25 protein-coding genes are annotated in these 20,352 nt (G+C 70.9%); 15 read left to right on the top strand and 10 right to left on the bottom strand.

What is annotated here, in order from left to right; all coding sequences use genetic code 11:
* Nucleotides 1-163 precede the first annotated feature (163 nt).
* Complete coding sequence (locus ABD369_RS12020; RefSeq protein ID WP_344636310.1) at nucleotides 164-580, bottom strand: SsgA family sporulation/cell division regulator; 417 nt, start codon at nucleotides 578-580, stop codon at nucleotides 164-166.
* Between the two features lie 337 nt (nucleotides 581-917).
* Here ABD369_RS12020 and ABD369_RS12015 point away from each other — a divergent pair, with 337 nt between their 5' ends.
* Together ABD369_RS12015 and ABD369_RS12010 are read left to right on the top strand one after the other, a co-directional pair.
* A complete protein-coding gene (locus tag ABD369_RS12015) occupies nucleotides 918-2,273 on the top strand; it encodes an RDD family protein (RefSeq protein WP_344636309.1) in 1,356 nt (451 codons plus the stop codon).
* Nucleotides 2,274-2,356: 83 nt separating this feature from the next.
* Complete coding sequence (locus tag ABD369_RS12010; RefSeq protein WP_344636308.1) at nucleotides 2,357-3,115, top strand: RDD family protein; 759 nt, start codon at nucleotides 2,357-2,359, stop codon at nucleotides 3,113-3,115.
* A gap of 116 nt (nucleotides 3,116-3,231) precedes the next feature.
* On the opposite strand, the gene ABD369_RS12005 is transcribed toward ABD369_RS12010, so the two are convergent.
* The 4 genes from ABD369_RS12005 to ABD369_RS11990 form a co-directional block, all read right to left on the bottom strand.
* Nucleotides 3,232-3,504 (bottom strand): hypothetical protein, encoded by a 273-nt coding sequence (locus ABD369_RS12005; protein WP_344636307.1) that lies wholly within the window; start codon nucleotides 3,502-3,504, stop codon nucleotides 3,232-3,234.
* A 160-nt stretch (nucleotides 3,505-3,664) separates the two neighbouring features.
* Nucleotides 3,665-4,231, bottom strand: a complete 567-nt coding sequence (locus ABD369_RS12000) for a hypothetical protein (protein WP_344636306.1) — start codon at nucleotides 4,229-4,231, stop codon at nucleotides 3,665-3,667.
* A gap of 161 nt (nucleotides 4,232-4,392) precedes the next feature.
* On the bottom strand, nucleotides 4,393-6,120 hold the full coding sequence (locus tag ABD369_RS11995) for an alpha/beta hydrolase (RefSeq protein ID WP_344636305.1): 1,728 nt from the start codon (nucleotides 6,118-6,120) through the stop codon (nucleotides 4,393-4,395).
* Nucleotides 6,120-6,440: a type VII secretion target gene (locus ABD369_RS11990; RefSeq protein ID WP_344636304.1), complete on the bottom strand. Its 321-nt coding sequence runs from the start codon at nucleotides 6,438-6,440 to the stop codon at nucleotides 6,120-6,122. The genes ABD369_RS11995 and ABD369_RS11990 overlap by 1 nt, the downstream gene beginning before the upstream one ends.
* A gap of 167 nt (nucleotides 6,441-6,607) precedes the next feature.
* Here ABD369_RS11990 and ABD369_RS11985 point away from each other — a divergent pair, with 167 nt between their 5' ends.
* From ABD369_RS11985 to ABD369_RS11970, 4 genes are all read left to right on the top strand, one after another.
* Nucleotides 6,608-7,315, top strand: a complete 708-nt coding sequence (locus tag ABD369_RS11985; protein WP_344636303.1) for an endonuclease V — start codon at nucleotides 6,608-6,610, stop codon at nucleotides 7,313-7,315.
* Between the two features lie 287 nt (nucleotides 7,316-7,602).
* The gene (locus ABD369_RS11980; RefSeq protein WP_344636302.1) at nucleotides 7,603-8,088 is read left to right on the top strand and encodes a hypothetical protein; all 486 of its coding nucleotides are present in this window, start codon (nucleotides 7,603-7,605) and stop codon (nucleotides 8,086-8,088) included.
* 72 nt (nucleotides 8,089-8,160) lie between these two features.
* Nucleotides 8,161-9,555 carry a WXG100 family type VII secretion target gene (locus ABD369_RS11975; protein WP_344636301.1) on the top strand — a complete coding sequence of 465 codons (1,395 nt, stop codon included), beginning with the start codon at nucleotides 8,161-8,163 and terminating at the stop codon, nucleotides 9,553-9,555.
* Nucleotides 9,556-9,643: 88 nt separating this feature from the next.
* The gene (locus ABD369_RS11970; protein WP_344636300.1) at nucleotides 9,644-11,047 is read left to right on the top strand and encodes a S8 family serine peptidase; all 1,404 of its coding nucleotides are present in this window, start codon (nucleotides 9,644-9,646) and stop codon (nucleotides 11,045-11,047) included.
* Nucleotides 11,048-11,240: 193 nt separating this feature from the next.
* Here ABD369_RS11970 and ABD369_RS11965 read toward each other — a convergent pair whose 3' ends face one another.
* Nucleotides 11,241-11,471, bottom strand: a complete 231-nt coding sequence (locus ABD369_RS11965) for a DUF397 domain-containing protein (protein WP_344636299.1) — start codon at nucleotides 11,469-11,471, stop codon at nucleotides 11,241-11,243.
* Complete coding sequence (locus ABD369_RS11960) at nucleotides 11,468-12,349, bottom strand: helix-turn-helix domain-containing protein (protein ID WP_344636298.1); 882 nt, start codon at nucleotides 12,347-12,349, stop codon at nucleotides 11,468-11,470. Before ABD369_RS11960 ends, ABD369_RS11965 begins: the two co-directional genes overlap by 4 nt.
* Before the next feature lie 258 nt (nucleotides 12,350-12,607).
* On the opposite strand from ABD369_RS11960, the gene ABD369_RS11955 reads away from it, so the two are divergent.
* Entirely contained in the window at nucleotides 12,608-13,048 is a 441-nt protein-coding gene (locus tag ABD369_RS11955; protein WP_344636297.1) for an ATP-binding protein, read from the top strand.
* Nucleotides 13,049-13,163: 115 nt separating this feature from the next.
* Nucleotides 13,164-13,475, top strand: coding sequence for a hypothetical protein (locus tag ABD369_RS11950; protein WP_344636296.1), 312 nt, complete (start codon nucleotides 13,164-13,166; stop codon nucleotides 13,473-13,475).
* A 203-nt stretch (nucleotides 13,476-13,678) separates the two neighbouring features.
* Here the strand turns inward: ABD369_RS11950 and ABD369_RS11945 are convergent, their stop codons facing one another.
* Entirely contained in the window at nucleotides 13,679-13,870 is a 192-nt protein-coding gene (locus ABD369_RS11945; protein WP_344636368.1) for a DUF397 domain-containing protein, read from the bottom strand.
* A gap of 174 nt (nucleotides 13,871-14,044) precedes the next feature.
* On the opposite strand from ABD369_RS11945, the gene ABD369_RS11940 reads away from it, so the two are divergent.
* The 3 genes from ABD369_RS11940 (at nucleotide 14,045) to ABD369_RS11930 (ending at nucleotide 15,264) form a co-directional block, all read left to right on the top strand.
* Entirely contained in the window at nucleotides 14,045-14,446 is a 402-nt protein-coding gene (locus ABD369_RS11940; protein WP_344636295.1) for a hypothetical protein, read from the top strand.
* A gap of 235 nt (nucleotides 14,447-14,681) precedes the next feature.
* Complete coding sequence (locus ABD369_RS11935; protein WP_344636294.1) at nucleotides 14,682-14,870, top strand: hypothetical protein; 189 nt, start codon at nucleotides 14,682-14,684, stop codon at nucleotides 14,868-14,870.
* A gap of 136 nt (nucleotides 14,871-15,006) precedes the next feature.
* The gene (locus ABD369_RS11930) at nucleotides 15,007-15,264 is read left to right on the top strand and encodes a hypothetical protein (protein ID WP_344636293.1); all 258 of its coding nucleotides are present in this window, start codon (nucleotides 15,007-15,009) and stop codon (nucleotides 15,262-15,264) included.
* Nucleotides 15,265-15,289: 25 nt separating this feature from the next.
* Here ABD369_RS11930 and ABD369_RS11925 read toward each other — a convergent pair whose 3' ends face one another.
* On the bottom strand, nucleotides 15,290-15,853 hold the full coding sequence (locus tag ABD369_RS11925; RefSeq protein WP_344636292.1) for a GNAT family N-acetyltransferase: 564 nt from the start codon (nucleotides 15,851-15,853) through the stop codon (nucleotides 15,290-15,292).
* 78 nt (nucleotides 15,854-15,931) lie between these two features.
* On the opposite strand from ABD369_RS11925, the gene ABD369_RS11920 reads away from it, so the two are divergent.
* On the top strand, nucleotides 15,932-16,645 hold the full coding sequence (locus ABD369_RS11920; RefSeq protein WP_344636291.1) for a ribonuclease FAU-1 family protein: 714 nt from the start codon (nucleotides 15,932-15,934) through the stop codon (nucleotides 16,643-16,645).
* A 70-nt stretch (nucleotides 16,646-16,715) separates the two neighbouring features.
* Here ABD369_RS11920 and ABD369_RS11915 read toward each other — a convergent pair whose 3' ends face one another.
* Entirely contained in the window at nucleotides 16,716-17,366 is a 651-nt protein-coding gene (locus ABD369_RS11915) for an NAD(P)-dependent oxidoreductase (protein WP_344636290.1), read from the bottom strand.
* Between the two features lie 838 nt (nucleotides 17,367-18,204).
* On the opposite strand from ABD369_RS11915, the gene ABD369_RS11910 reads away from it, so the two are divergent.
* From ABD369_RS11910 to ABD369_RS11900, 3 genes are all read left to right on the top strand, one after another.
* On the top strand, nucleotides 18,205-19,068 hold the full coding sequence (locus ABD369_RS11910; protein ID WP_344636289.1) for a hypothetical protein: 864 nt from the start codon (nucleotides 18,205-18,207) through the stop codon (nucleotides 19,066-19,068).
* 248 nt (nucleotides 19,069-19,316) lie between these two features.
* Entirely contained in the window at nucleotides 19,317-19,703 is a 387-nt protein-coding gene (locus ABD369_RS11905; RefSeq protein ID WP_344636288.1) for a winged helix-turn-helix transcriptional regulator, read from the top strand.
* Between the two features lie 83 nt (nucleotides 19,704-19,786).
* Entirely contained in the window at nucleotides 19,787-20,320 is a 534-nt protein-coding gene (locus ABD369_RS11900; protein WP_344636287.1) for a DinB family protein, read from the top strand.
* The last annotated feature ends 32 nt before the right edge of the window (nucleotides 20,321-20,352 follow it).

The raw sequence follows: 20,352 nt of genomic DNA, 5'->3' as shown, positions 1-20,352 counted from the left end.
CGTGCGAGCGGGCCACCGCCGACCCGGGACAGACGACTGCGTCCGGCTCGCTCTGCCGGAGGCCGAGTACGGCCGGCCGTGCGCTCCCGTGCGCCTGACGGCTTTCAGCAGGCCCCCGCGGCCCGCTGAGGCCCCCGGGAGCGCGCGGAGGCGCCACGGCTGATCACGCGAGCAGCTCGGCGAGGGAGTTGTCAAGGTCGACGGTCGCGAGTTCGGCGCCCGGCGGGACCAGCCGGTGCGCCCGCTCCAGCCACGCCGCCACGGCCGGGAGGGGGGCCTCCAGCAGGGCGTCGCCCGCCGGGGAACTGAGCGCCAGGCACAGTATGCTCTGCCGGCCCGACCGCGTGGGCCACACCCGGACGTCCCCGTGCCCGCACGCCCTGAAGGTCCCCTCGACCAGCAGCTCACGGGCGAACACCCAGGTCACGGGCGCGCCGCTGTCCAGGTGGAAGGTGATGTACACGGCGAACGGGTCGTGACTGTTGTACGACAGCCGGGCCGGGACCGGGATGCTGTGTTCCGCGGAGAGCACCAGGCTGAGCTCGAGCTCCTGCTCGACGACGGTGGCGGACCTGTCCATGACCGGCTTCCTCCCAGGTACGTGGGGCCGCTTCCGGGCCCCTTCACCTGGAGAGAGCACGCCGGGCGTCAGGTCTTACACACTTTTTCGCGGATCTCCCGGGATTTTCCAACTGCCCGCCGTCACGGCGCGAAGGTACTACCCTTTGTGACTGCCTGACGACTGTCCGCCGCACGCGCGGCGGCTCGTCCGCGCCCGCCTGCGCTGCTGCGCCGGTGCCCCAGCGGCACCACCCTGCTCCGCTGTGCTCCCGCCCGCGGCCTGCTCGCCCCGTAACGCTCCTGCCCGCAGTCCTCTGCTTTGCCGTCCCCCGGCGCTGCAACGAAAGAAGAACCACATGACGGACCGGCCCTTCGACGGCGGCGCGGACACCGCCGTCGACCCGACGCCGGGCTACTACCCCGACCCCTCCGTTCCGGGATTCGTCCGCTACTGGGGTGGAACGGCCTGGGTGCCCGGCACCAGCAGACCCGCACCCGAACCGGGCGAGGTCCTGGAGCCCCCGCGCTTCACCGCCCGCCAGACCGCGCCGTCCGCCGGCCGCTACGCACCGCCGCCGGCGCCCGCCCGGGTACCCGCCCCGGCTCCGGCGGCGCCTGCTGCTCCGGCCTCGCCCGCTGCCGGCTCGGCGGGTGCCGTCTCGCCCGTTGCCGCCTCGGTGAGTGAGACGGGGCCGTTGTTCTTCGACCAGACCTCCGGCGGGGCCTCGTTCGTGCTGGCGCCCGAGGCGGAGCAGGAGCTCGAGTCGCGGACGCGGTCGACGGCCGGACCCGTGCCACCCGCGTCACCCGCGCCACCCGCAGCCGCCGCCCCGGAGCCGGTGACGCCGCCAGAGCCGGAGCCCGAGCCGGTCGGTGCGCCGGTCGTGCGGCCCGAGCCGGTTCCGCGGAGCGGGAGCACCGGGGCCGAGGGCCGCCAGGCGGATTCCGAGGCCCGGCGTGACGCGGCGGAACCCGGTGCGGCGCCGCAGCGGGTGTCCTGGGACGCCGTCCCCGCGTGGTCGAAGCCGAGCGAGACGCGCGCCCCCGCGGCCGCTCCGGCCGCGGCACCGAAAACCGCCGCGGCACCCAAATCCGCCGCGGCACCGAAGTCGGCATCGGCAGCGAGGGTTACAGCCCCCGCCCCGGCCCGGAAACCGAAGCCGACGCTCCCCGCGTCGCGCGGTGCCGGCGCCCGGAGGCCGGCGGAGCGCCAGGCGCGCCCGTCCGCTCCGGCGGGTCTGGGTCGCAGGATCGCCGCCCGGCTGTTCGACAGCGCGGTGATCGCGCTGGTCGCGGTGGCCGCCGGGGTGCCGCTGGTCTCCTCGGCCGTCGCCCACGTCCAGGACCGGTTGCAGCACGCCCAGATCGTCGCCAGGGTGACGCACCGCGCGGTGGACGTCTGGCTGCTCGATGCGGTGGTGCTCGGCAAGGCCGGGGTGCTGCTGGGCCTGCTGGCGCTGGTGGGCCTGCTGTACGAGGTGGTCCCGACGGCCCGGAACGGGCAGACCTTGGGCAAGCGGCTGCTGGGGATCAGGGTGGTCCGCGCGGCGGGGCCGTCCGGTCCGCCCGCGCTCGGGCGGTCGCTGCTCCGGTGGGTCGTCAGGCAGCTCTCGGTGGTCACGGTGGTCGGCGCGCTGTCGCCGCTCCTCGACCCGGCCGCGCGGCGCGGCTGGCAGGACCGTGCCGCCCGGACCAGGGTGGTGCGCTCCTGAGGGGTGGTCACCGCTCGAGCCGATGCCGCAAAACGGGCTAAATTTCCCAACATCATAGGAATGCTGATGTTCTACTCGAATCCATGAGCAGCCACGACTCCGCAGGCCAGGAGCCGGAGGGCGGCGGCAAGCCCTCCTTCGACAAGCAGCAGCCCCCGGCGGAGGGCACGCCGGGAGCCCCGTCAGAGCCGTACGGCGAGCCCCGGCAGCCGCCGCCCGGCGCGGGGCCGACCGGCGCGCCCCCGCCGTCGGGCAGTCCGTACGACACCCCGCCGTCGGGCAGCCCGTACGACACCCCGCCGTCGGGCAGCCCGTACGACACCCCGCCGGGCTACGGCGCGCAGTACGGCGCCCCGCCGCCCGGGTACGGAGCGCCGTACCCGCCGGGCCCGGGCGCCGCTCCAGGCCCGGTGCCCGGGATGCCGCCGCTCGGCAGCTGGCCCAACCGGATCGTCGCCAAGCTGATCGACTACATCGGGATCCAGGTCATCGCCGCGCTGATCGTGCTGCCGTTCGCCAGCCTGGGCAGGCAGGACGGCTATGTCGGCGCGACCTGGCTCGGGTACGCGCTGTACCTGGTCTACGAGGGCGTCATGCTGAGCCGTGACGGTCAGACGGTCGGCAAGAAGCTGATGAAGCTGCGGGTCGCGATGCTCATCGACGGGAGCGGCCCGACCGGCGCGGCCGCGTGGACCCGGGCGGCGGTCTTCGTGGTGCCGGCGCTGGTCTGCTGCGGGCTGCTCTGGTGGCCGGTCAACGGTCTGTTCGGGGTGTTCGACAAGCCCTACCGGCAGTGCATCCACGACAAGGCGGCCAAGACGGTGGTCGTCTCGACCGCCTGACGCCTGACGCCGGGACGCTGGGACGCCGGGACGCCGGGACGTCGGGACGCCGGACACGCGGGCCGTGGCGACCGGGACCGGGCCCCGGTCGCCACGGCCCGTCCGTCCAGGGGGCGTCAGCGCTGGCGGGCGTACTCCGGGGCGGTGGGCCGAGCGGCGGGCCGGGGCTCGGGGCGGGGCTGGTCGGATGTCGGGTGGGCGGGCGGGCGCCGCCGTCGGTCGGCGGTCATCAGCAGGGCCGTGACCAGTACGCCGAGCGCCACGGCGACGGCGACCAGAGCCACGATGCCCACCACCCCCGTCGCCCCCGACACCGCGAGCAGCCCCACGGTGGTGGCGACGATGATCAGGGTGCCGAGGCAGAACTGGGCGAGTGTGGGGCGCGGCATGGCGGTCAGTCCTTCGCGCGGGATTCGGTTTCCGACGGTCGTGCAGAAGGTCTACCCCGGGCTTCGGCCCGGTAAGTAGAGCCTAATAAGGCATATGCGGGGCATGCGGGGGCGCATGGGTTCACCGCCGGTTCCGGGCCGTGCTGCCCGAGGCGACGGTTCACCCGGACCAGTACGGGTCCGTCGCCGAGGCGCAGCTGCGGCCGCCGTCACCGCCGCGTCCGAACGGGTGGGTCTCGAAGCCGTCCGCCCCGCCGGTGTCCTCGACATCGGCCACCGAGCTCTCCAGCCGGACGCACCCGGTGGCGGCGTCCAGCCACCACAGCCGCGCCGTGTGGCCGGCGGCCCGCACGACCACCTCCTGGGCGCGGCGCTCGACCGGGTAACCGTGTTCGGTCCAGCTCCGGGCCACCTGGTCGAGCAGGGCGGAGTACCGGGCGGCCGAGACCCGGGTCCTGACCCAGCGGACGCCCTGGAGTTCGGCCCGGCCGGTGCGGTGGCAGCCCTGGGTGCCGCAGAGCCCCGAGAGCGCGGGGAATCCGGTGTACGCCGGGTCGGTCCACTGGACCGGGGGCCGCACGGCCGCCGAGGCCTCGCCGAAGAGGTCCTCCAGCCGGCCGTGTGCGGTGGCGAGCGGCACCACCGGCGCGGGGTCGGGCGAACAGGCGCCGCAGAGCAGCAGCGCGCAGACGGCGAGCAGCGCACTGAGGACGGGCGGCCGAGGCATCCTGCCGGTCGGTGCGCCAGTGCGGGTGCCGCTCGTCCGGGTACGGGGAAAGCGGCGGACCGTCACCGGCCGAGCGTGGGGAGAACAGTGGACCGTCACCGGCTGGGCGCGGGGCAGTCGTTGGAGCGCCACCGGACCGGGAAGGGAAGGCCGGGGGACCGTCACCGGCCCGGCACCCGGGTGATCTGGTCGGGGTGGCCGCCGACGATCCGGCCGATGTTGGGCAGTGAGTCGCCACCCTTCCCGTCCTTGCCGAAGTAGTTGCTGTGGGAGTCGGTCGGCGTGCCGTCGTCGACCTTGAACCGTCGGGCGCCGAACTCCGCGCTCGCCGGATCCTGGCCGAACCACAGCCCGTGCGGGTCCACCTGGTGCCCCGTCACGGCGGCGAAGGGGCTGGTCACCACGGAGCCGCCGATGGCGAGACCGGTGGCGGCGGCATCGGTCCGGGACGGCAGGTGGCTCACCGGGTCCGCCGCCGCGGAGCCGACGTAGACGTGGTCGGCGCCGACGCTCAGCTGCGAGGCATGGTCGGCACCGACACCGGGACTGCCGACCAGGACCACGTCGTCGGCGGGGACGCCGCCGGGGCGCTGCGCCGCCTGGCCGACCAGGAGCGAGCCGTAGCTGTGCCCGATCGCGGTGACATGGGCGGGGGCGTCCCCCTGGTGCGTACTGCGCAGGCCGGACAGGAACCGGTCGTACCCGGCGGCTCCCTCCACCGCGCGGTCCTTGGTGAGGACGGAGCCGCCGTCCCACAGGGGCGCGTCGTAACCGAGCCAGATCATCGAGGCGGTTCCGGTGGCCTCCTCGCCCGCGGCCTGGCGGATCCGCAGGGCGGTGGTCGTGTCGCCGCCGGCCGCACCGGCGAGGGTGCTGTCGAGGCCGGGGACGAGGGCCGAGACGTGCCGGGCGGTGTCGGGGTCTCCCCAGCTCAGGACGGCCCGGCCCTGGCCCTGGTCGCCGAGGCCGATCAGCAGCAGCGGCGGATCGCTGTCCGGCCCGCCGCCGTCCGGGAGTTCGCCGGCCAGGCGCCTGCGGATGGCCTCGAAGCCGTCGAGCTTCCGCTGGTCCGCCGCGGAGAGCGGGGACGGCTTGCGCCGGTACGCGTCGAGGAGCCGGGGCAGCATGATCCGGTTGGCCTGGTCGCGGGCGGCGCTGGGGATGCCGTCGCGGTTGCCGAGCAGTTCGGGGTGCTCCTTGACCAGCCTCTGCTGCTCGGCCGGGGTGAGGCTCCGCCACCAGTCGTGCACCTGGGCGGGCGAGGCGTCGTCGGGCGGCCAGGCCGCGGCGGTGAGCTTCCGGCCGAGGTCGTTGATGCTGTCGAGGCGGGTGGTGGCCGCGCCCCGGTTGATGCCGTAGCCGGACCGCGCGCTCTGAGCCAACTGGTCCAGCAGCGCGGCGATCTGCTGGTCGGCGGCGTCGGCCTCGGCGACGGCGCCGCCGATCCGTGCCGCCAGGGCGTTCACCCGGGCCTGCTGCGGGGCGCCGAGCGCGGCGTAGTCGGGGTCGTGCCGGTCGGCCTCGGTCGGCGGCGGGCAGTCGACCGAGCCGTCGGGGCCGACGGAGAATCCGGCCTGAGCCGCTTCGTCGACGGCCTCCAGCAGCTTGGCCTGGGCCAGTTCGAAGGCATCGGCGGCGTCGCGCAGCAGGATCCCCATCCCCTGCATCGCGGTGTGGGAGCCGTCGAGGCGCTTGTCGGTCCGCTCCAGTGCCTTGGTCGCCGCCTCGGCCGCCGAACCGGTCCAGTTGCCGCCGTGGACGATCCAGCGGACGGCCTCCTTGATGACCTCGTGGTGCGCCGCGTTCGCCCGGCCGAGCTCGTCGTACGCGTCCGCAGCGGGGCCGAGCCCGGACGGACGGGCGTCGCGCAGGGCGGTGAAGTCGACCATCAGCGCGCTCCGTTGGGGGCCGTGGCGCAGGACAGGCTGCCGTGCACGGCAGCATCGGTGGCGGTGTAGTTGTCGGCCGTGGCGATCAGGCTGGCGCCGTTGGCGTCGACCTCGGCGGCCAGCGTGCGGAGGCAGTCCTCCCAGGCCTGGGTGCAGCGGGTGAGGGCCTCCTGGGTGCGCCAGCCGCGAAGCCCGGCGGCCGCCTCGTCGGACGGCCCCTGAATGCGGACGATCTCGGCGGGCATGGCGGCCGCGACCTCCCGGCTCTGCCGGCCGACCTGGGCCAGGCCGTGCGGGTCCACGCTGATGGCGGCGGTCATCGCTCTCCCTCGTGGCCTACCGCCGGTCCGGCAGGCCGCAGTTGGGTCATTTGCCCACCACCTTACTGAGCGTCGATGAGTGGTTGCGCTCGGTCTCCGTCGACGGGGAGGCGTTCCGATACGGTGGTTTCGAGTTGTGTTCAGGTGTTTCTCGGGGGAGTCGAGCCGTGTCCAACAGTGTTGATCCGCCTGCCGGGTGGCCCGCCACCGAGGCCGAGGCGCTGGCCGAGCAGCAGCGGCTGAGGGGGCTGGTCGACGCCGGGCCGTGCGGGCCCGCGCTCGCCGGTCTCTCGCTGGTGGCCGGTGTCGACGTCGCGTACGACGACGAACGGGACGTGGTGGCCGCGGCCGCCGTCCTGCTCGACCGCCACAGTCTGGAGGTGGTGGAGGAGTCCACCGCGGTCGGGCGGATCAGCTTCCCGTACCTCCCGGGGCTGCTGGCCTTCCGCGAACTGCCCACCGTGCTCGCCGCCCTGGCGGGCCTCGGACGCACCCCCGACCTGGTCGTCTGCGACGGCTACGGCCTGGCGCACCCGCGCCGCCTGGGCCTGGCCAGCCACCTCGGGGTGCTCAGCGGCCTGCGGACGATCGGCGTCGCCAAGACCCCGTTCACCTTCACCTACGAGCAGCCCGGCCCCGAGCGGGGCGCGTGGACACCGCTGCACGACGCCGAGAACGGCGAGGAGGTGGGCCGGGCACTCCGCACCCGTCGCGGCGTGAAGCCGGTCTTCGTCTCGGTCGGCCACCGCATCGGCCTCGCCGAAGCCGTCCACCTGACCCTCGAGTTGGCGCCCGCGTACCGCCTGCCCGAAACCACCCGGAAGGCTGACTCGCTGTGCCGCCGGGCGCTGTCCGCGGCCGTGGAACGGTGTTGACGGGTCCATTGACGGACCTGCTGACAGTTCGCTGACGGCATCCCGTGGGCCGGGACGGGGTATGGGGTCTGCGGCGTCCCTGGCGATCGGAACCGGGGCAGTGGTAGACGTCTCGGGTCCCGGTCGTACGGCGGCGTTCTGACGGTCTCTGGCATGTGTTAGACATGAGGGTCAGCGTCGGGGCGCGGTGCGTGACGGACAGGTGTCCGACTGGTGCGAGCGCCGAGGACGCTGGCGGTACGGAAGTTGCCGAGGGTGCACAAGGTGTACGGGGGAGGTACGAGGTCGTGAGCACAGGGACCGGTTCAAGCGGGGGCGCCGGGGCCGGCTACCGCGTGGAGGTGGACAGCCTGCGGGCTTTCGCCACGCAGGTGCGTGGGCTGCTGAGCGAGTTCGAGACGAACGCGGGTGGCAACCGGGCGCACGGGCAGAGTGGGGTCGGGGCCAACGCGTTCGGGGACTTCGCGGAGGCTCAGGCGCTGCACGCCAAGTACGAGGCCATGCGCGACGGTCTGCGCGACGTGCTCAACGTCATGCAGGACGCGATCGACGACGCCCAGCGGAAGGCCGATCTCACCGCCAACAACTACGAGGAGCAGGAGCAGGAGACCTCCCGCAGCCTCAGGGTGAACACCGACGGCTGGTCGGTCGGCGGTACCCCCACGACTGCCACCCCGGCCGGGTACACCTCCAAAGCTGCTTCGACCGGTGCGTCCAAGGCTCCCGCGAGCGGGCCCTCGACGGGCAGCAGTCAGCCGCACCCGACGTGGTAGGCGAGGGCATGTTGACGGTGGCCGAAGCGGTGCAGCGATGGGGATCAGGACGGGGACAGGAGGCGTCCGAGCATGAGTGACGCGAACACGAACTTCAGCGGATACAGCCACGGCGACATGCGGCGCATGGTCCAGTCTATGGACTCCGGTGCGGTCATGGCCGCCAGCGATCCGTGGCGCAAGGCTGCCGCCACTCTCAAGCAGATCCGAACCGCTCTCAACACAGCTGCGGGCGATGCCACGCACTCGTGGGAGGGTGCCACCAGCGACGCCTTCTACAGCAAGATGACGAAGCTGGCCAACAGCGTCAACAACGTTGCCGCCTATGCCAACGATGCCGCGGTCGAGCTTCAGGGGATCTCTGAGGCCATCGACCAGGCCAAGCGCGACATGCCCGAGGAGCCCGACTTCCTGGACAAGGTCGGCGACTCCATCGGCGATGCCGCCAAGTCGATGGTGGGCGAGAAGACTACGCCCATCGCTGACGAGCGGAAGGCGCAGGCTGTTGCAGTTATGGATACGCTGGCGGTTAAGTACCGTGCTAGCACTGCGGCTTTGAAGACACCGCGGACCGGCAATGTTGATGATCCGACGGACATCCCGCCGCCGGGAGACTCGAGTGGTGCTGAGGCCATCAGCGGTTTGTTTGTTGGCGCTGGTCTGGGCCTCGCAAGTGCGGGTAGCACTGCCGAAACTACCCGCCCGAGTGGCCGAGAGTCGGCCTCATGGTCATCCGGTCAAACTGCAACGCCTCCGAAGCCAGTTGTGGCTCCGCCCACCGATCCCGGCGTCTGGGGCGGTACAGCTAATCCGGCTCCTCGCCCGCAACAGCCTGGAAGCCCCGGAGCTGGTACCGGGATTGACGGAGGTGTAGTCGCACCCAAGCCGGGAAAGGTCGGCGGTGGACCGATTGTCACCGGCGGGGGCGGGACCGGTACCACTGGCACCGGCACTCTCCCGGGTACGGGCGCCTGCCCTCCCGTAGTTGGCGGCGGAGGCATTACCGGCAGCTCCAAGGGGGGCTTGACCAGCGGCGGTTCTTCGTTGGGCCGTGGTGGCCTCGGTGCCGGTGGCGGTCGAGGCGCGGTCCGTGCGGGCGGCGCGTTCGGGGCCGAAGGTATGGGTGGCGCCGAGGGCGGAGCCGGTGGGGCTGCGGGTGGCGGCCGCATGGGCCGGGGACTCGGACAGCGTTCCGGCGGGGCAGCGGGTGAGGCCGGGGCCGCTGGTGCCGGGCGCCGCTCGTTCACCGAGGGCGGCTCGGGTCTCGGCCGGGGGCGTGCACAGGCCGGGCAGTCTGGACAGTCTGGTAACGGCAACGGTAACGGCAACGGCGCGCATGGGGCGCCCGGCGCCGGGGGGAAGGGCGCCAAGAAGGAGAAGAAGGGCAAGGACCGTCCCTCCTACCTGGTGGAGGACGAGGAAACCTGGAAGTCGGGGGAGAAGGCCAACCCGAACGTGGTGGAATGATTCTCGCCAGCAGGACAGTCTGACCTGACCGGCCGTCCCGCAGATCGCTTCTGCGGGACGGCCGCTTCGATGAGTGGGGTGACGTGGCTTGACGACCAGCCGACCGATGCGCGGTGTGGCCGCGCTTGCAGCAGGAGCCCTTCTCTGGGGTCTGGGCGCTGCACCGGCCAGTGCGGACAGCATTCGTGACGATCAGTGGGCCCTCGTGAACTACGAGGCCGCGACTAAGGTCTGGCCCATTAGCCAGGGCGAGAATGTAGTGGTCGCTGTCATCGACGGTGGGGTGTCGGCCACCCATCAGGACCTCGTGGGGCAGGTTCTCCCCGGGAGGGACTTCACGGACGGGAAGGGCGACGGAACTGCCGACCAGTATGGTCACGGCACAGGAATGGCTAGTCTTATTGCCGCGCATGGGCACGGGGACGATGCCGGAGTCATCGGTTTGGCGCCCAAAGCAAAAATTCTCCCCGTAAAGATCGGGGTTACGCCTTCCGATGACCCAGTCGCGGCGGATGACACGCTTCCGCAGGCTTTGCGGTATGCGGTTGATCACGGGGCCAAGGTGATCAACATGTCTATCACGGGATTTTCGAGCGCGGAAGATCGTGCAGCCGTCAAGTATGCCACTGACAAGGATGTTGTCCTGGTGAGTGGCGCTGGTAACCTGGGGAATCATGATTCCCCTGTGGGCTACCCAGCGGCATTTCCTGGAGTGGTGGCTGTCGGTGCTATCGACAAGCAGGGAAATATCTGGAACAAGTCGAACCGGGGGCCGGAGGTCACACTGGCGGCCCCGGGCGTGGGAATTCGTTCTGCCGGGAACAAGTCTGCGACTGATTACCGCGCCGCCGATGGAACCTCCGACTCCACGGCCTATGTCTCCGCCATCGCGGCACTTATTCGGTCCAAGTACCCGAACCTGTCGGCAGGACAAGTCATCAACCGCATGATCAAGACCGCGGTGGCGCCGCCCGACGGCTCGAAGGTGCCCAACGACAGCTACGGATACGGGATTGCGTCGCCTTCGAAGGCATTGGCGCCCAACCCGGAGGTCGACAACGGGCCGAAGGAGAACCCGCTGCTGAACCGGGTCGAGTCGCACCCCACTGACGGCGGAGCGTCGTCGGCAGCCCCCTCACCCGGGGCGAGCACAGCCACCGGGCAGCCACAGCCCGCGCCCGAGAAGAAGGACAGCGGTAAGAGCTCGATGGTGCTCTACGCGGGCATCGGTGTTGTCGCGCTGCTGGTGATCGGTGGCGTGGTGCTGCTTGTGGTGCGTCGTGGGCGCGGATCCGGTGGATCCGGCGGCCCTGGGGGCTCGGGTGGACCGGGTGGGCCCGGGGGTTACGCGCCGGCGGGCGGCCAGCCGCCGTACGGCGCCGGTGGGCAGCAGCACCCGCCGTACCAGCAGGTGCCGCCCACGGGTGGTGGTGCACAGCCGCCGCAGTACTACCAGCCGCAGCCGCCGGCCTCGGAGAACCCGTACCGCTGACACACTCGCGCGAAGCATCCGTGGATGCGAACGGCCCTTCGGGCAGGTGATGGCTCGTCTATCACCTGCCCGAAGGGCCGTCACATTTTTCTGTGTTGTCGGGCCGGGTAGACCACCGTTCCGCAGGCCAATGGGTGTGCGACAGCCTCGGTAGGCCATTCGGCCGATACTGTTGCCGAGCCAGGGGGTCAGCTCATCTGCAACTGCCTGGGAACTCCCCCGCCTTGATCCCGGCAACGAACGCCGACCACGCCTCGGGCAGGAAGACCAACGCAGGCCCGTCAGGATCCTTGGAGTCACGCACCGGTACTACGCCGGGGGCGCCGTCAGCAACTTCGACACACTCGTTGTCGGGTCCACTGAATGTGCTCTTCCGCCATATGGCGGTTGATCGATGTAGCGAACCGCTGAGATCCGGCGTCATGTGCCGCACTCCTTGATTGAGTTGATCAGTTCCAGGGACTCCACGGGGGACAGCGCTTTGGTTCGGACGTCATTCCACAAATCGACATACACCTCGACTTCCGGCGCCCGTTCCAACCACATCGAGCCGGACGGGTTGTCCACCAAAACGACATCCAGTGCGGTGTCCGAGGGGAAGCCGAGGAGCACATACGGTCCGGCCATGCTCGCGTGAGCACCGACCCGGAACGGCACGACCTGGACCGTCACGTTGGGCTTCGCCGCCATCCTGGCGAGGTGATCCAGCTGATCACGCATGACGGACGGTCCGCCGACCTGCTGCCGCAGTGCGCCCTCGGCGAGTACCGCCCAGACGCTGAGCGGGTCATCCTCCGTCAAGCGATTCTGGCGCGTGAGACGGACCGAGACGAACTGTTCAATCTCTTCAGGCTGCTTCCAGCGCCGACTGGCCACCGACAGCGCTCGCGCGTAGTCACGAGTCTGAAGCAACGCAGGGACCGTCTGGCTCTGGAACGTACGAACCGACGACGCGACGGCTTCCAGGGCGATGAAGTCGCGGTAGGTGTCGGCCAGGACATCGCCGTACTCGTTCCACCACCCTGTCCGGCGCCGCTTGTTCGCGGCACGCGCCAACTCGGTCAGCCGCGCCGTCGTCGCAGGGTCGTCCACAGCGTAGAGGCGGAGCATTGCGGCGAGGTCCGGTGAACGAACAGGGGTGCGGCCGTTCTCGATACGCGAGATCTTGCCCTTGGTGCAGTCGAGACCCGAGGCCACGTCGGCGGTCGTGAGGCCGGCGTGCTCTCGCATCGTCCGCAGTTCATCGCCCAGCTGACGACCAAGCACAGTCGAGGGAGTGTTCGACGGCTTCTCTCCACCCATGAGACCTCCCGTGAGTCTCCGTCAGTCTGCTACTTGATCGGCAATCCAAGCAACAAGGTTCGGTATTCACCGTTCTCTCGCGCAACGTTGCAAATGATCAAGAGTTGGATGCATGCTACAGAGAGTAGAGAGGCGACGACGCAGAGCGATTAACCGAGCTCGTCGTCCGGGCATCCCCATGCCCGATTCAGGCCGTTGTCAAGGCCGTTGACCGGCTCAGGCTCACGTCCACCACCCATGTCCAGGAGGGGAATCGCCATGCCCGAAGCGCTGGAGAGATCGCCCGTCGCACCCGATGAGTACTCGTGCTGGCTGCCGCGCCACCGAAAGTCGGGAAGCGCCGCCCGGAGACTGCTCCGAGGCTTCCTGGCTGGCCTTGCCGGCGGCGAACTCTACGTGACTGCAGGCGAGTTGGTTCTGACCGAGCTGGTGAACAACGCGGTCCAGCATGCCCGCACGCCGCCGGGCCGACTGCTCATGGTCCGCTTCGAGCTGTGGCCGCGAGAGTTGCGGGTCGAAGTGCATGACGCGAGCACCGCGCGCCCGGCCGTGCAGGCGGCGGGTCCCGATGACGAGCGCGGCCGGGGGCTCTGGCTGGTCGAGCAGCTGACGACCGGCTGGGGTTGCGGCCCGCGCGAGGGCGGAATCGGCAAGCTCGTCTGGGCGGCCATCGCACCGGCGGCCGGGGATGCGGAATGAGCGCGACAGGGCCGGTGGTGGCACACCGTCAGATGGATGCACATGTGCGCTGCGACGTCCGGCCGGGGGATGGAGCGGCGGTTCGTCCCGGCCGCAGTGTCATGGAGGTGGCGCGGTGATCCGTAAGCGCAAGGCGGTCGGGGTCGGTGATGGCGGACCGGTCGTGGTCGAGATCGAGGACGTGTGCGGCCCGGCGACGTTCGAGCGCCTTCCGGACGCCCTGTCGGCACTCTGGGGCTCGCTGCGGTTGCTGCCGCTGGGGGCGGTGCAGGCCGACGCGTTCCGGTACTTCCTCACCCGACCCCAAGCAGCTGATCACGTAGCGGAGTTCATCCGGCGCGACGGCCGGATCGACCTCGCGTTCGCCATGGACGGCCGCTCGCACTACGTGCGGATCCGCCCGGCCGACAAGGCCGAACCCAACTGACCCGACGCGTTCCGAACCGGCTGCGCCCGGCGGGCGGGTGCGGGGAAGTGCAGTCGCTCCGACCGGTCCACACCTCGTGAGCGACCGAGCCACCTCAGCACCTGCCCGGACCAGCCCGCCTGCGGGATCGCACCGCTGCAACTACGACTAGTTCGAACTTCCCTGGCCGTTCGTCCGGCCGGGGCCGTCACTGGGCCGGGTGATCAGTAGCCGCCCGGGAACTCTCCAGCCTTGACCCCGGCGACGAACGCCGACCAAGCGTCTGCCGAGAAGGACAGCGTCGGACCGTCCGGGGCCTTGGAGTCGCGGACAGCCTGACCTTCGCCAACGGTGCGGGCAGTCTCCACGCATTCTCCTCCCTGGCCCGAGTAGGACGACTTCCTGAACGGGGTCACCACGTCGGATCGACTCACTGTTGCTTCTCCTCGCCATCGTCGTGCGGGATGTCCCGGATCGCCTTCGCAAGGAAGGCCGAGGTCTGTTCGGGTGTCCAGGCAGCTGATCCCAGGGCTTCTGGCGCGTAGACATATCCTGATCGCTCTTCAGCAGCTCCTATTGTCACGAAGTTTGTGAAGCCCAACGTGAACCTGCCGCACTGGCGCTGGACGGCCCCTGCCGCGCTCCTGGCCATCCTCGGTGCAACCGTCTGCGCCTCCTGCGCTTCCACAGCGGCCTACGACTGGCGGAGCCTCCCGCGACTCATCTGCGAGAGCCAACCCGCTCCTCCCGTACTGGTCCAGGTGGCTGCCTGGACCAGCCCGCTCCTCGGAGCCCTTGCCGTGATCTGCATCCAGATGCTGCTGCGGACCGCTTCCCGCGTGCAACGACCCGTGCGGCCGTGGCTTGTCGCGAGCCTGACGGTGGTGTTCGCCATCAGCCTGCTGGGTGTCGCGTTGGACGTGGTCACCCTCAACCAGCTGGTCCCGGATTTCCAGACCCGACCCGGATCCACTCTGGGATGTGGGTCCTGATGGGTCGTGAGGCGGAGGTAATGAACCCGGTTCTGTCCCTGACCCCCGCGCAGTGGCGTCGAGTAGCTGTCGCCACGCTCCTGGGCAGCCCTCTCGCGCTCGTCAGCGTGCTCTACGCACGGTGGGCGGATTTTCGTTACGTGGACATCCCCCTGGGCAACTGCCTGGACAGCCCCGGCCTGCCTCTGGCAGCTCGGCTGGCGGCCTGCGGGGGTGGGCTCTCGGGATCGCTGTCGTGATCCTGATCACCGTCCTGCTCCGGAGCGCGACTCGCGGCCCGCGGCCCGTCGAGTCCCTTCTCACTCCGGCGTTGAAGGCAATGCTCTTCGTCAGTCTGGTGTTCCTCCTGGTGGAGGTGTACGACCTGTCCGAACTCCTCGGGCACTTCCACCCCGTGCATCCACGCCGGGACTGCGACCTCTGATGCCGGACTCCGAGACCGCACGGGATCCATAACTGCTGCTCCGCCGTTGACACGCTCACGGATGGCTCAGAATCTGCGGAAGCCAACGGCCCTTCGGATAGGGATGGCTCGTCCATCGCCTAACCGAAGGGCCGACATGTTCTCTGCGTCATCGACGTCGAAGTCGAACTCGAAGCTGAAGAAGCTCACCACCCGCGCGCTGTGCTCCGCGGTACTGCTGGCGACGCCGTTGCTGGCGGCGCAGCCGGCGGCGGCCGAAGGGCCGAAGACTCCGCAGGAGGCCGCGGTCTGCAGGGGGCTGCTGACAACGTTCTTCGGAGGGGCGGCCGGATTCACCCAGCAGAACGTCGGTGCGGTCTGCGCGATTCAGACGGACGCCGACACGAGCGATTGACGGATCGTCGGATGGCGGGCCCCGCTCACTGGGCGGGAGCCCGCCATTCGCCGCGCAGCGCGGCCATGCAGAACACGTCGTAGCGCCGGCCCTCCCACATGTGGGCGTCGCGCAGGTGGCCTTCGAGGACGAACCCGGCCTTCTGGTAAGCGCGGATGGCGCGCAGGTTGAAGGAGTAGACCTCCAACTGGACGCGGTGCAGCCGTACTTGGTCGAAGGCGTAGCCGAGCAGGAGGCGTGCTGCCTCGGTGCCGTAGCCGCGGCCGGCGAGACCGGGGCTGAGGGCGATGCGGAAGGCGGCGGACTCGCTGTCGTGGTCGACGTCGATCAGGGCGAGTTCGCCGAGGTAGTCGCCGGTGGTGCGGTCCTCGATCGCGAGGTCGAGCCGGCCGGGCTGGGTGGCGCGGTCGGCGCACCAGTCGCGGACGAAGTCGAGGGTGAACTCCCGGCGGGTGCCGGTGAGTCGACGGTTCTCCGGGTCAAGGGTGGCCTGCCAGAAGGGTTCCGCGTGCTGAGGGCCCAGGGGTACCAGGCGGACTCGTTCGCCGATCACGGTGGGTTTGTCGTTCAGGGCGTGGTCGTTGATCACTCAGCAGTTCTACTCGGGCCGTCACCGGTCGGCCAAACCGTCTCCGGACGTCCGGTGGCGCGTGACACCATTTCAGACATGTACCTCGAAGAGGGCCGCGTCCTGCGGTGGAACTTCTCCTTCGGCGGGCAGTTGCTCGCGGTGGTCCCGGTGCGGGTCGTGGCGCACGGCGCCGACGGTCTGTGGCTGTGGATGGCGGGCGGATCGCCGGTGTGGGAGGCGGAGTTGCCCGCGGGACGGCACATCCGCGACATCGATCCGGCGCAGTGGCCGCCCGGCGGGTACCGGCTGGTGCCGGGGCGCTGGTACGAGGGCGGTTCACTGATCTTCCAGCCGAGCGGGGCCGGGCACGCGGTGTGGTGGAAGTTCGCGCCGGAGCCCGGGTGTGCCTTCGACGGCTGGTACGTGAACCTGGAGCGCCGTACCCGCCGGGGCGACGACATCGACGTCGCGGACCAGGAGTTGGATCTCACCGTCGCGCCGGACGGTACCTGGCGGTGGAAGGACGAGGAGTCCTTCGCGGCCAAGACCGGCCATCCCGCGTACTGGACCGCGGAGCAGGCCGCGGAGGTGCGGGCGGAGGGGGAGCGGCTGGCGCGCCTGGCCCAGGGCCGGGAGTTCCCGTTCGACGGGAGCCGGTGCGACTACCGGCCGCCCGCCGACTGGGGCAGGCCGCCCCTGCCACCCGCACCGGCACGGCGGCTCTCGGGCACCGCCGTGCCGCCCCAGCGCGGCACCGTGGCCGAGGCGGCGGCCCACGGTGAGCACGACGGTCCGGCCCAGGGGAGGTGAGGGTCGCCGACAGCACCGCCGCACCGCTCAGGCGGCCGCAGCGCCGACGAACCACCCGGTGGTGCGGCGCTCAGGAGTACACGCTGATCTGCGTCCGGTGCCGGCTGGGGCGCTCGATCTGGTCCAGCACCGCGATGGCGTAGTCGGCGTGCGAGATGTGCCCGCCGCCCTCCGGGAAGGCGCGGCCGTCCAGCTGGTACCGCCCGGTGCGTACGCCGTCGTGGCCGAGGTCCATCGGAGGGGTGAGCACCAGCCAGTCCAGGACGGCCGGTGCCCGGGTGGCCAGCAGGTCGAGGGCGAGGGCATGGCCGAGCGAGAAGGTGCGCCACTCGGCGGGGAACTCGGGGCCGTCCATGACCCGGACACCGGGTGCGGTCTCCAGGGTGGCTGCCATGCCGACGCTGACCAGCCGGCCGGCGCCGGCTCGCCCGAGGCCGGCGAGCAGGCCCTCGGTGACGGCACCGTAGAAGTCCTGCGAGGGCACGTCGGCCCGGTACAGCGAGCTGACGGCCGCGCCGTGCCCGGCGGCGGCCTCGGCCACCGCCTCCGCATCGCTGACATCGCAACCCACCACCGTCACCTGAGGACCCGCCAGGTCGGCATGCCGCTCGGGTGAGCGGACCGCGGCGGTGACGGACAGGCCGCGTGCGACGGCCTCGGCGGTGACGGCACGGCCGACCCGGCCGCCCGCGCCGAAAACGACAAGGGTGCTGCTGCTCATGGGGACTCCTACCGGTGAAGGGCGCCGGGCCGCGCCTGGCCCGACGGTAGGACGAGGGGTGCCGGTTACTTCAAGGAAACCGCCGGCTCACCCCGCTGCCTGGAACTGCTGCGCCGGGACAGGCCGTCCGAGTGCCGAGCCGTCCGGCTCGGAGGAGGAATCTCAGCCGACCAGTCCGCCCGGCGCGGTGCGCCGTACCGGCCCGCCGGGTGCCTGCCGGAGGACCCCGCGCGGGGACGCCCGCCGGACGGCCCGCCGACGCGCCGGTCGGTGACCGTGCGTCCCCCATCCGCGCGGCCCGGCGCGACAACAGTGCGACCGGCCGCCCAGACTGAACACCGTCCGGCACCGGACAAACCCTCTCTGCCGTGGCTCTTTCGGGCAGAGCAGGGCCACCGACGATCCGAGCCGATGATCCGACGGACAGCAAGGCATGATCACTCTCCGCACTCGCAGACCGATCACGCCGGACGATCCGCGGTCCTCGGCCCGGCGACTCGGCACCCCGCCGCACACCCGCCACCGGCACCGTCGGGGTTCACACCGGTCTTCGAGACCGCACCGTGTCAGATCGGCGCCCCGGCACACGAGTTCGGCCCCGACCTGCTGCGCCGAGAGGTCGCGGCCGGGCGCTCCGGGGCGACGTCGCAGCGGTCAGCCTCATGACCCGCACCGGCCTTGACGGAACGAGCGGCCGGCTCGGAGGAGTGCTCCGAGCACCCCTTGTCCGATCCGGGCGGCCTGCGCGCCACTGCCGGCCGTCCCGGGGACACCGCTGCGACCCGCCGGACACCGCAGAGCCCCTTCCAAGACCCTTCCCGAGGAGAACACTCCGATCATGCGCACGTCGTTCGTGAACCTGGCCAAGACGCTCTGCGTCGGTCTCGTCTCCACCACCGGGGCGCTCGTCGCGCCCGCCACGGCCCACGCACAGACCACCGTCCCCTGCAACACGGCTGCTCTGGCCGCCGCCATCACGGCAGCCAACGGGGCGACCGGACCGGTGACGCTCACTCTCAAGCCCGGTTGCACCTATGGCCTGACCAGCCCGTTGCCGGACATCCTCGGCGACCTCACCATCAACGCGCGCAACAGCACGATCACGCGCAACTCCGCGACGCCGTTCCGCATCCTCACGGTCAGGAACTCCCTCCGCCTCCGTGACGCCACCATCAGCAACGGCGACGCCGGCGGGGACTTCGGCGGGGGCATCGCCAACTTCGGAACGCTCACCGTCACCAGCAGCCGGATCCGCGACAACCGCGGCAACTTCTCCGGAGGCATCGGCGGGTTCACCGGCACCACGACCACGATCACCGACAGCATGCTCACCGGCAATCACGCAGTGCACAACGGCGGCGCCGTGGCCAACGACGGCAACATGACCATCAACCGCAGCCGGATCATCGACAACTCCGCCGACCAACTGGGCGGTGGCGTCGCCAACGACGGCAGGCTGCGCATCGACGACAGCAACCTCAACGAGAACCAGGCCGGCACCGGCGGCGGCGGGCTCGCGACCTTCGGCAACGTGACGGTCACGATCGTCCGGAGCAATGTCAACAACAACCGGTCCACCACTGCCCCGGGCGGCATCTACAACAACGGCAGTTCCGTGACCCTCACCATGAGCCGGGTCAACGGCAACAGTCCCACCAACTGCCTCGGCAGCCCGACCGCAGTACCAGGCTGCTCTGGCTGACGCCACATCGAGGCTCCGGTGCAGGGCGACTGAGCAAGTCGCCCCTCCAACCGGAGCCTCGTTGCGTCGGCAACCGCCCGACCAGCCGCATCACACCGTCACGACCGGCAACTCCCGGACTTCGAAACACCACTGGCGTTCATGCAAGCACCTTCAACGAGCCCGTCTTTCTCGGCAGCGACGGTACGACCGGCTTCCTACGGACCTGGGCTTGAACGCCACCGACACCACCGCAGTACCGTCAGGTCATGATCGAGCTTGAGCCGCTGACCGCGGACTTCTTCGGACCGCACTGCCCGGTCCCCGCACTGCCCATCACCGGCGGGGCGAAGTGGAGTTGGAAGATCATGCGCTGTCTGGAGGCCGGGCCGCGCCGCTTCTCCGAGCTCAAGGTGCCGCTGCGCGGCATCACGGCCAAGGTGCTGGCCGAGACGCTGCGCGCGATGGAACGCGACGGCGTGCTGACCCGCACAGCCCACGACGAGAACCCGCCGCGCGTGGAGTACGAGCTGACGCCGCTCGGCCGTTCGCTGTTCGGGCCGATGGACGCGGCCTGCGCCTGGGGCCGCGAGCACCTGGCCGACCTGCTGGCGGCCCGTGAGGCGTACGAGCAGGGGGAGCGGGAGGTGGCGTAGGGCGCGGCGACTGGCAGGATCTTGGCGCTGTGCGGCGGTCCGGCCGCTGGCGGAGCCGAGGGCGGCCGGGCCACCCTGGACGCATGATCACTCCTGACACCAAGGACTGGACCTGGGTCCTCCAACGCCCCTGCGCCGACTGCGGGCTGGACACCCCGTCGGTGGCCCGCGAGGACGTCCCCGCGATGGTCCGCGCCAACGCCACCGCCTGGGTGGCCAGGCTCGCCGAGCTTCCCGACGAGCGGTTGCGCCGCCGCCCGCGCCCCGACGTCTGGTCGGACCTGGAGTACGCCTGCCACGTCCGGGACGTGTTCCGGCTCTTCGCCGTCCGGCTCGACCTCATGCTCACCCAGGACGATCCGCTGTTCGCCAACTGGGACCAGGACGAGACCGCCGCCGCCGAGCAGTACGGCAGCCAGGATCCGGGGCTGGTCGCGGTGCAGCTGGCCGAGGCGGCGGAGCGGCTGGCGCAGGCCTTCGAGGCGGTCGCCGGCGAGCAGTGGCAGCGCACCGGCAGCCGCAGCGACGGTGCGCGGTTCACCGTGGAGTCCTTCGCGCGCTACCTGATCCACGACCCGGTGCACCACCTCTTCGACGTCACCGGGACGCGGGTCTGACGCCCACTCGGGCAGTCGGCGTTCTCGGGCGG

Source organism: Kitasatospora cystarginea (assembly GCF_039533515.1).
GTDB lineage: Bacteria > Actinomycetota > Actinomycetes > Streptomycetales > Streptomycetaceae > Kitasatospora > Kitasatospora cystarginea.
Note: the sequence above shows the minus strand (reverse complement) of the source record. Positions and strands in the feature narration are given on the sequence as shown.

Bases quoted from the DNA above. Each gene is read 5' to 3' on its own strand.
- ABD369_RS11995 (WP_344636305.1), bottom strand. From the start codon at position 6,120: ATGGTCGACTTCACCGCCCTGCGCGACGCCCGTCCGTCCGGGCTCGGC.
- ABD369_RS11930 (WP_344636293.1), top strand. From the start codon at position 15,007: ATGTTCTCTGCGTCATCGACGTCGAAGTCGAACTCGAAGCTGAAGAAG.
- ABD369_RS11960 (WP_344636298.1), bottom strand. From the start codon at position 12,349: ATGGGTGGAGAGAAGCCGTCGAACACTCCCTCGACTGTGCTTGGTCGT.
- ABD369_RS12000 (WP_344636306.1), bottom strand. From the start codon at position 4,231: ATGCCTCGGCCGCCCGTCCTCAGTGCGCTGCTCGCCGTCTGCGCGCTG.
- ABD369_RS12015 (WP_344636309.1), top strand. From the start codon at position 918: ATGACGGACCGGCCCTTCGACGGCGGCGCGGACACCGCCGTCGACCCG.
- ABD369_RS12010 (WP_344636308.1), top strand. From the start codon at position 2,357: ATGAGCAGCCACGACTCCGCAGGCCAGGAGCCGGAGGGCGGCGGCAAG.
- ABD369_RS11915 (WP_344636290.1), bottom strand. From the start codon at position 17,366: ATGAGCAGCAGCACCCTTGTCGTTTTCGGCGCGGGCGGCCGGGTCGGC.
- ABD369_RS11965 (WP_344636299.1), bottom strand. From the start codon at position 11,471: ATGACGCCGGATCTCAGCGGTTCGCTACATCGATCAACCGCCATATGG.
- ABD369_RS11955 (WP_344636297.1), top strand. From the start codon at position 12,608: ATGCCCGAAGCGCTGGAGAGATCGCCCGTCGCACCCGATGAGTACTCG.
- ABD369_RS11910 (WP_344636289.1), top strand. From the start codon at position 18,205: ATGCGCACGTCGTTCGTGAACCTGGCCAAGACGCTCTGCGTCGGTCTC.
- ABD369_RS11990 (WP_344636304.1), bottom strand. From the start codon at position 6,440: ATGACCGCCGCCATCAGCGTGGACCCGCACGGCCTGGCCCAGGTCGGC.
- ABD369_RS11900 (WP_344636287.1), top strand. From the start codon at position 19,787: ATGATCACTCCTGACACCAAGGACTGGACCTGGGTCCTCCAACGCCCC.
- ABD369_RS12005 (WP_344636307.1), bottom strand. From the start codon at position 3,504: ATGCCGCGCCCCACACTCGCCCAGTTCTGCCTCGGCACCCTGATCATC.
- ABD369_RS12020 (WP_344636310.1), bottom strand. From the start codon at position 580: ATGGACAGGTCCGCCACCGTCGTCGAGCAGGAGCTCGAGCTCAGCCTG.
- ABD369_RS11905 (WP_344636288.1), top strand. From the start codon at position 19,317: ATGATCGAGCTTGAGCCGCTGACCGCGGACTTCTTCGGACCGCACTGC.
- ABD369_RS11975 (WP_344636301.1), top strand. From the start codon at position 8,161: ATGAGTGACGCGAACACGAACTTCAGCGGATACAGCCACGGCGACATG.
- ABD369_RS11920 (WP_344636291.1), top strand. From the start codon at position 15,932: ATGTACCTCGAAGAGGGCCGCGTCCTGCGGTGGAACTTCTCCTTCGGC.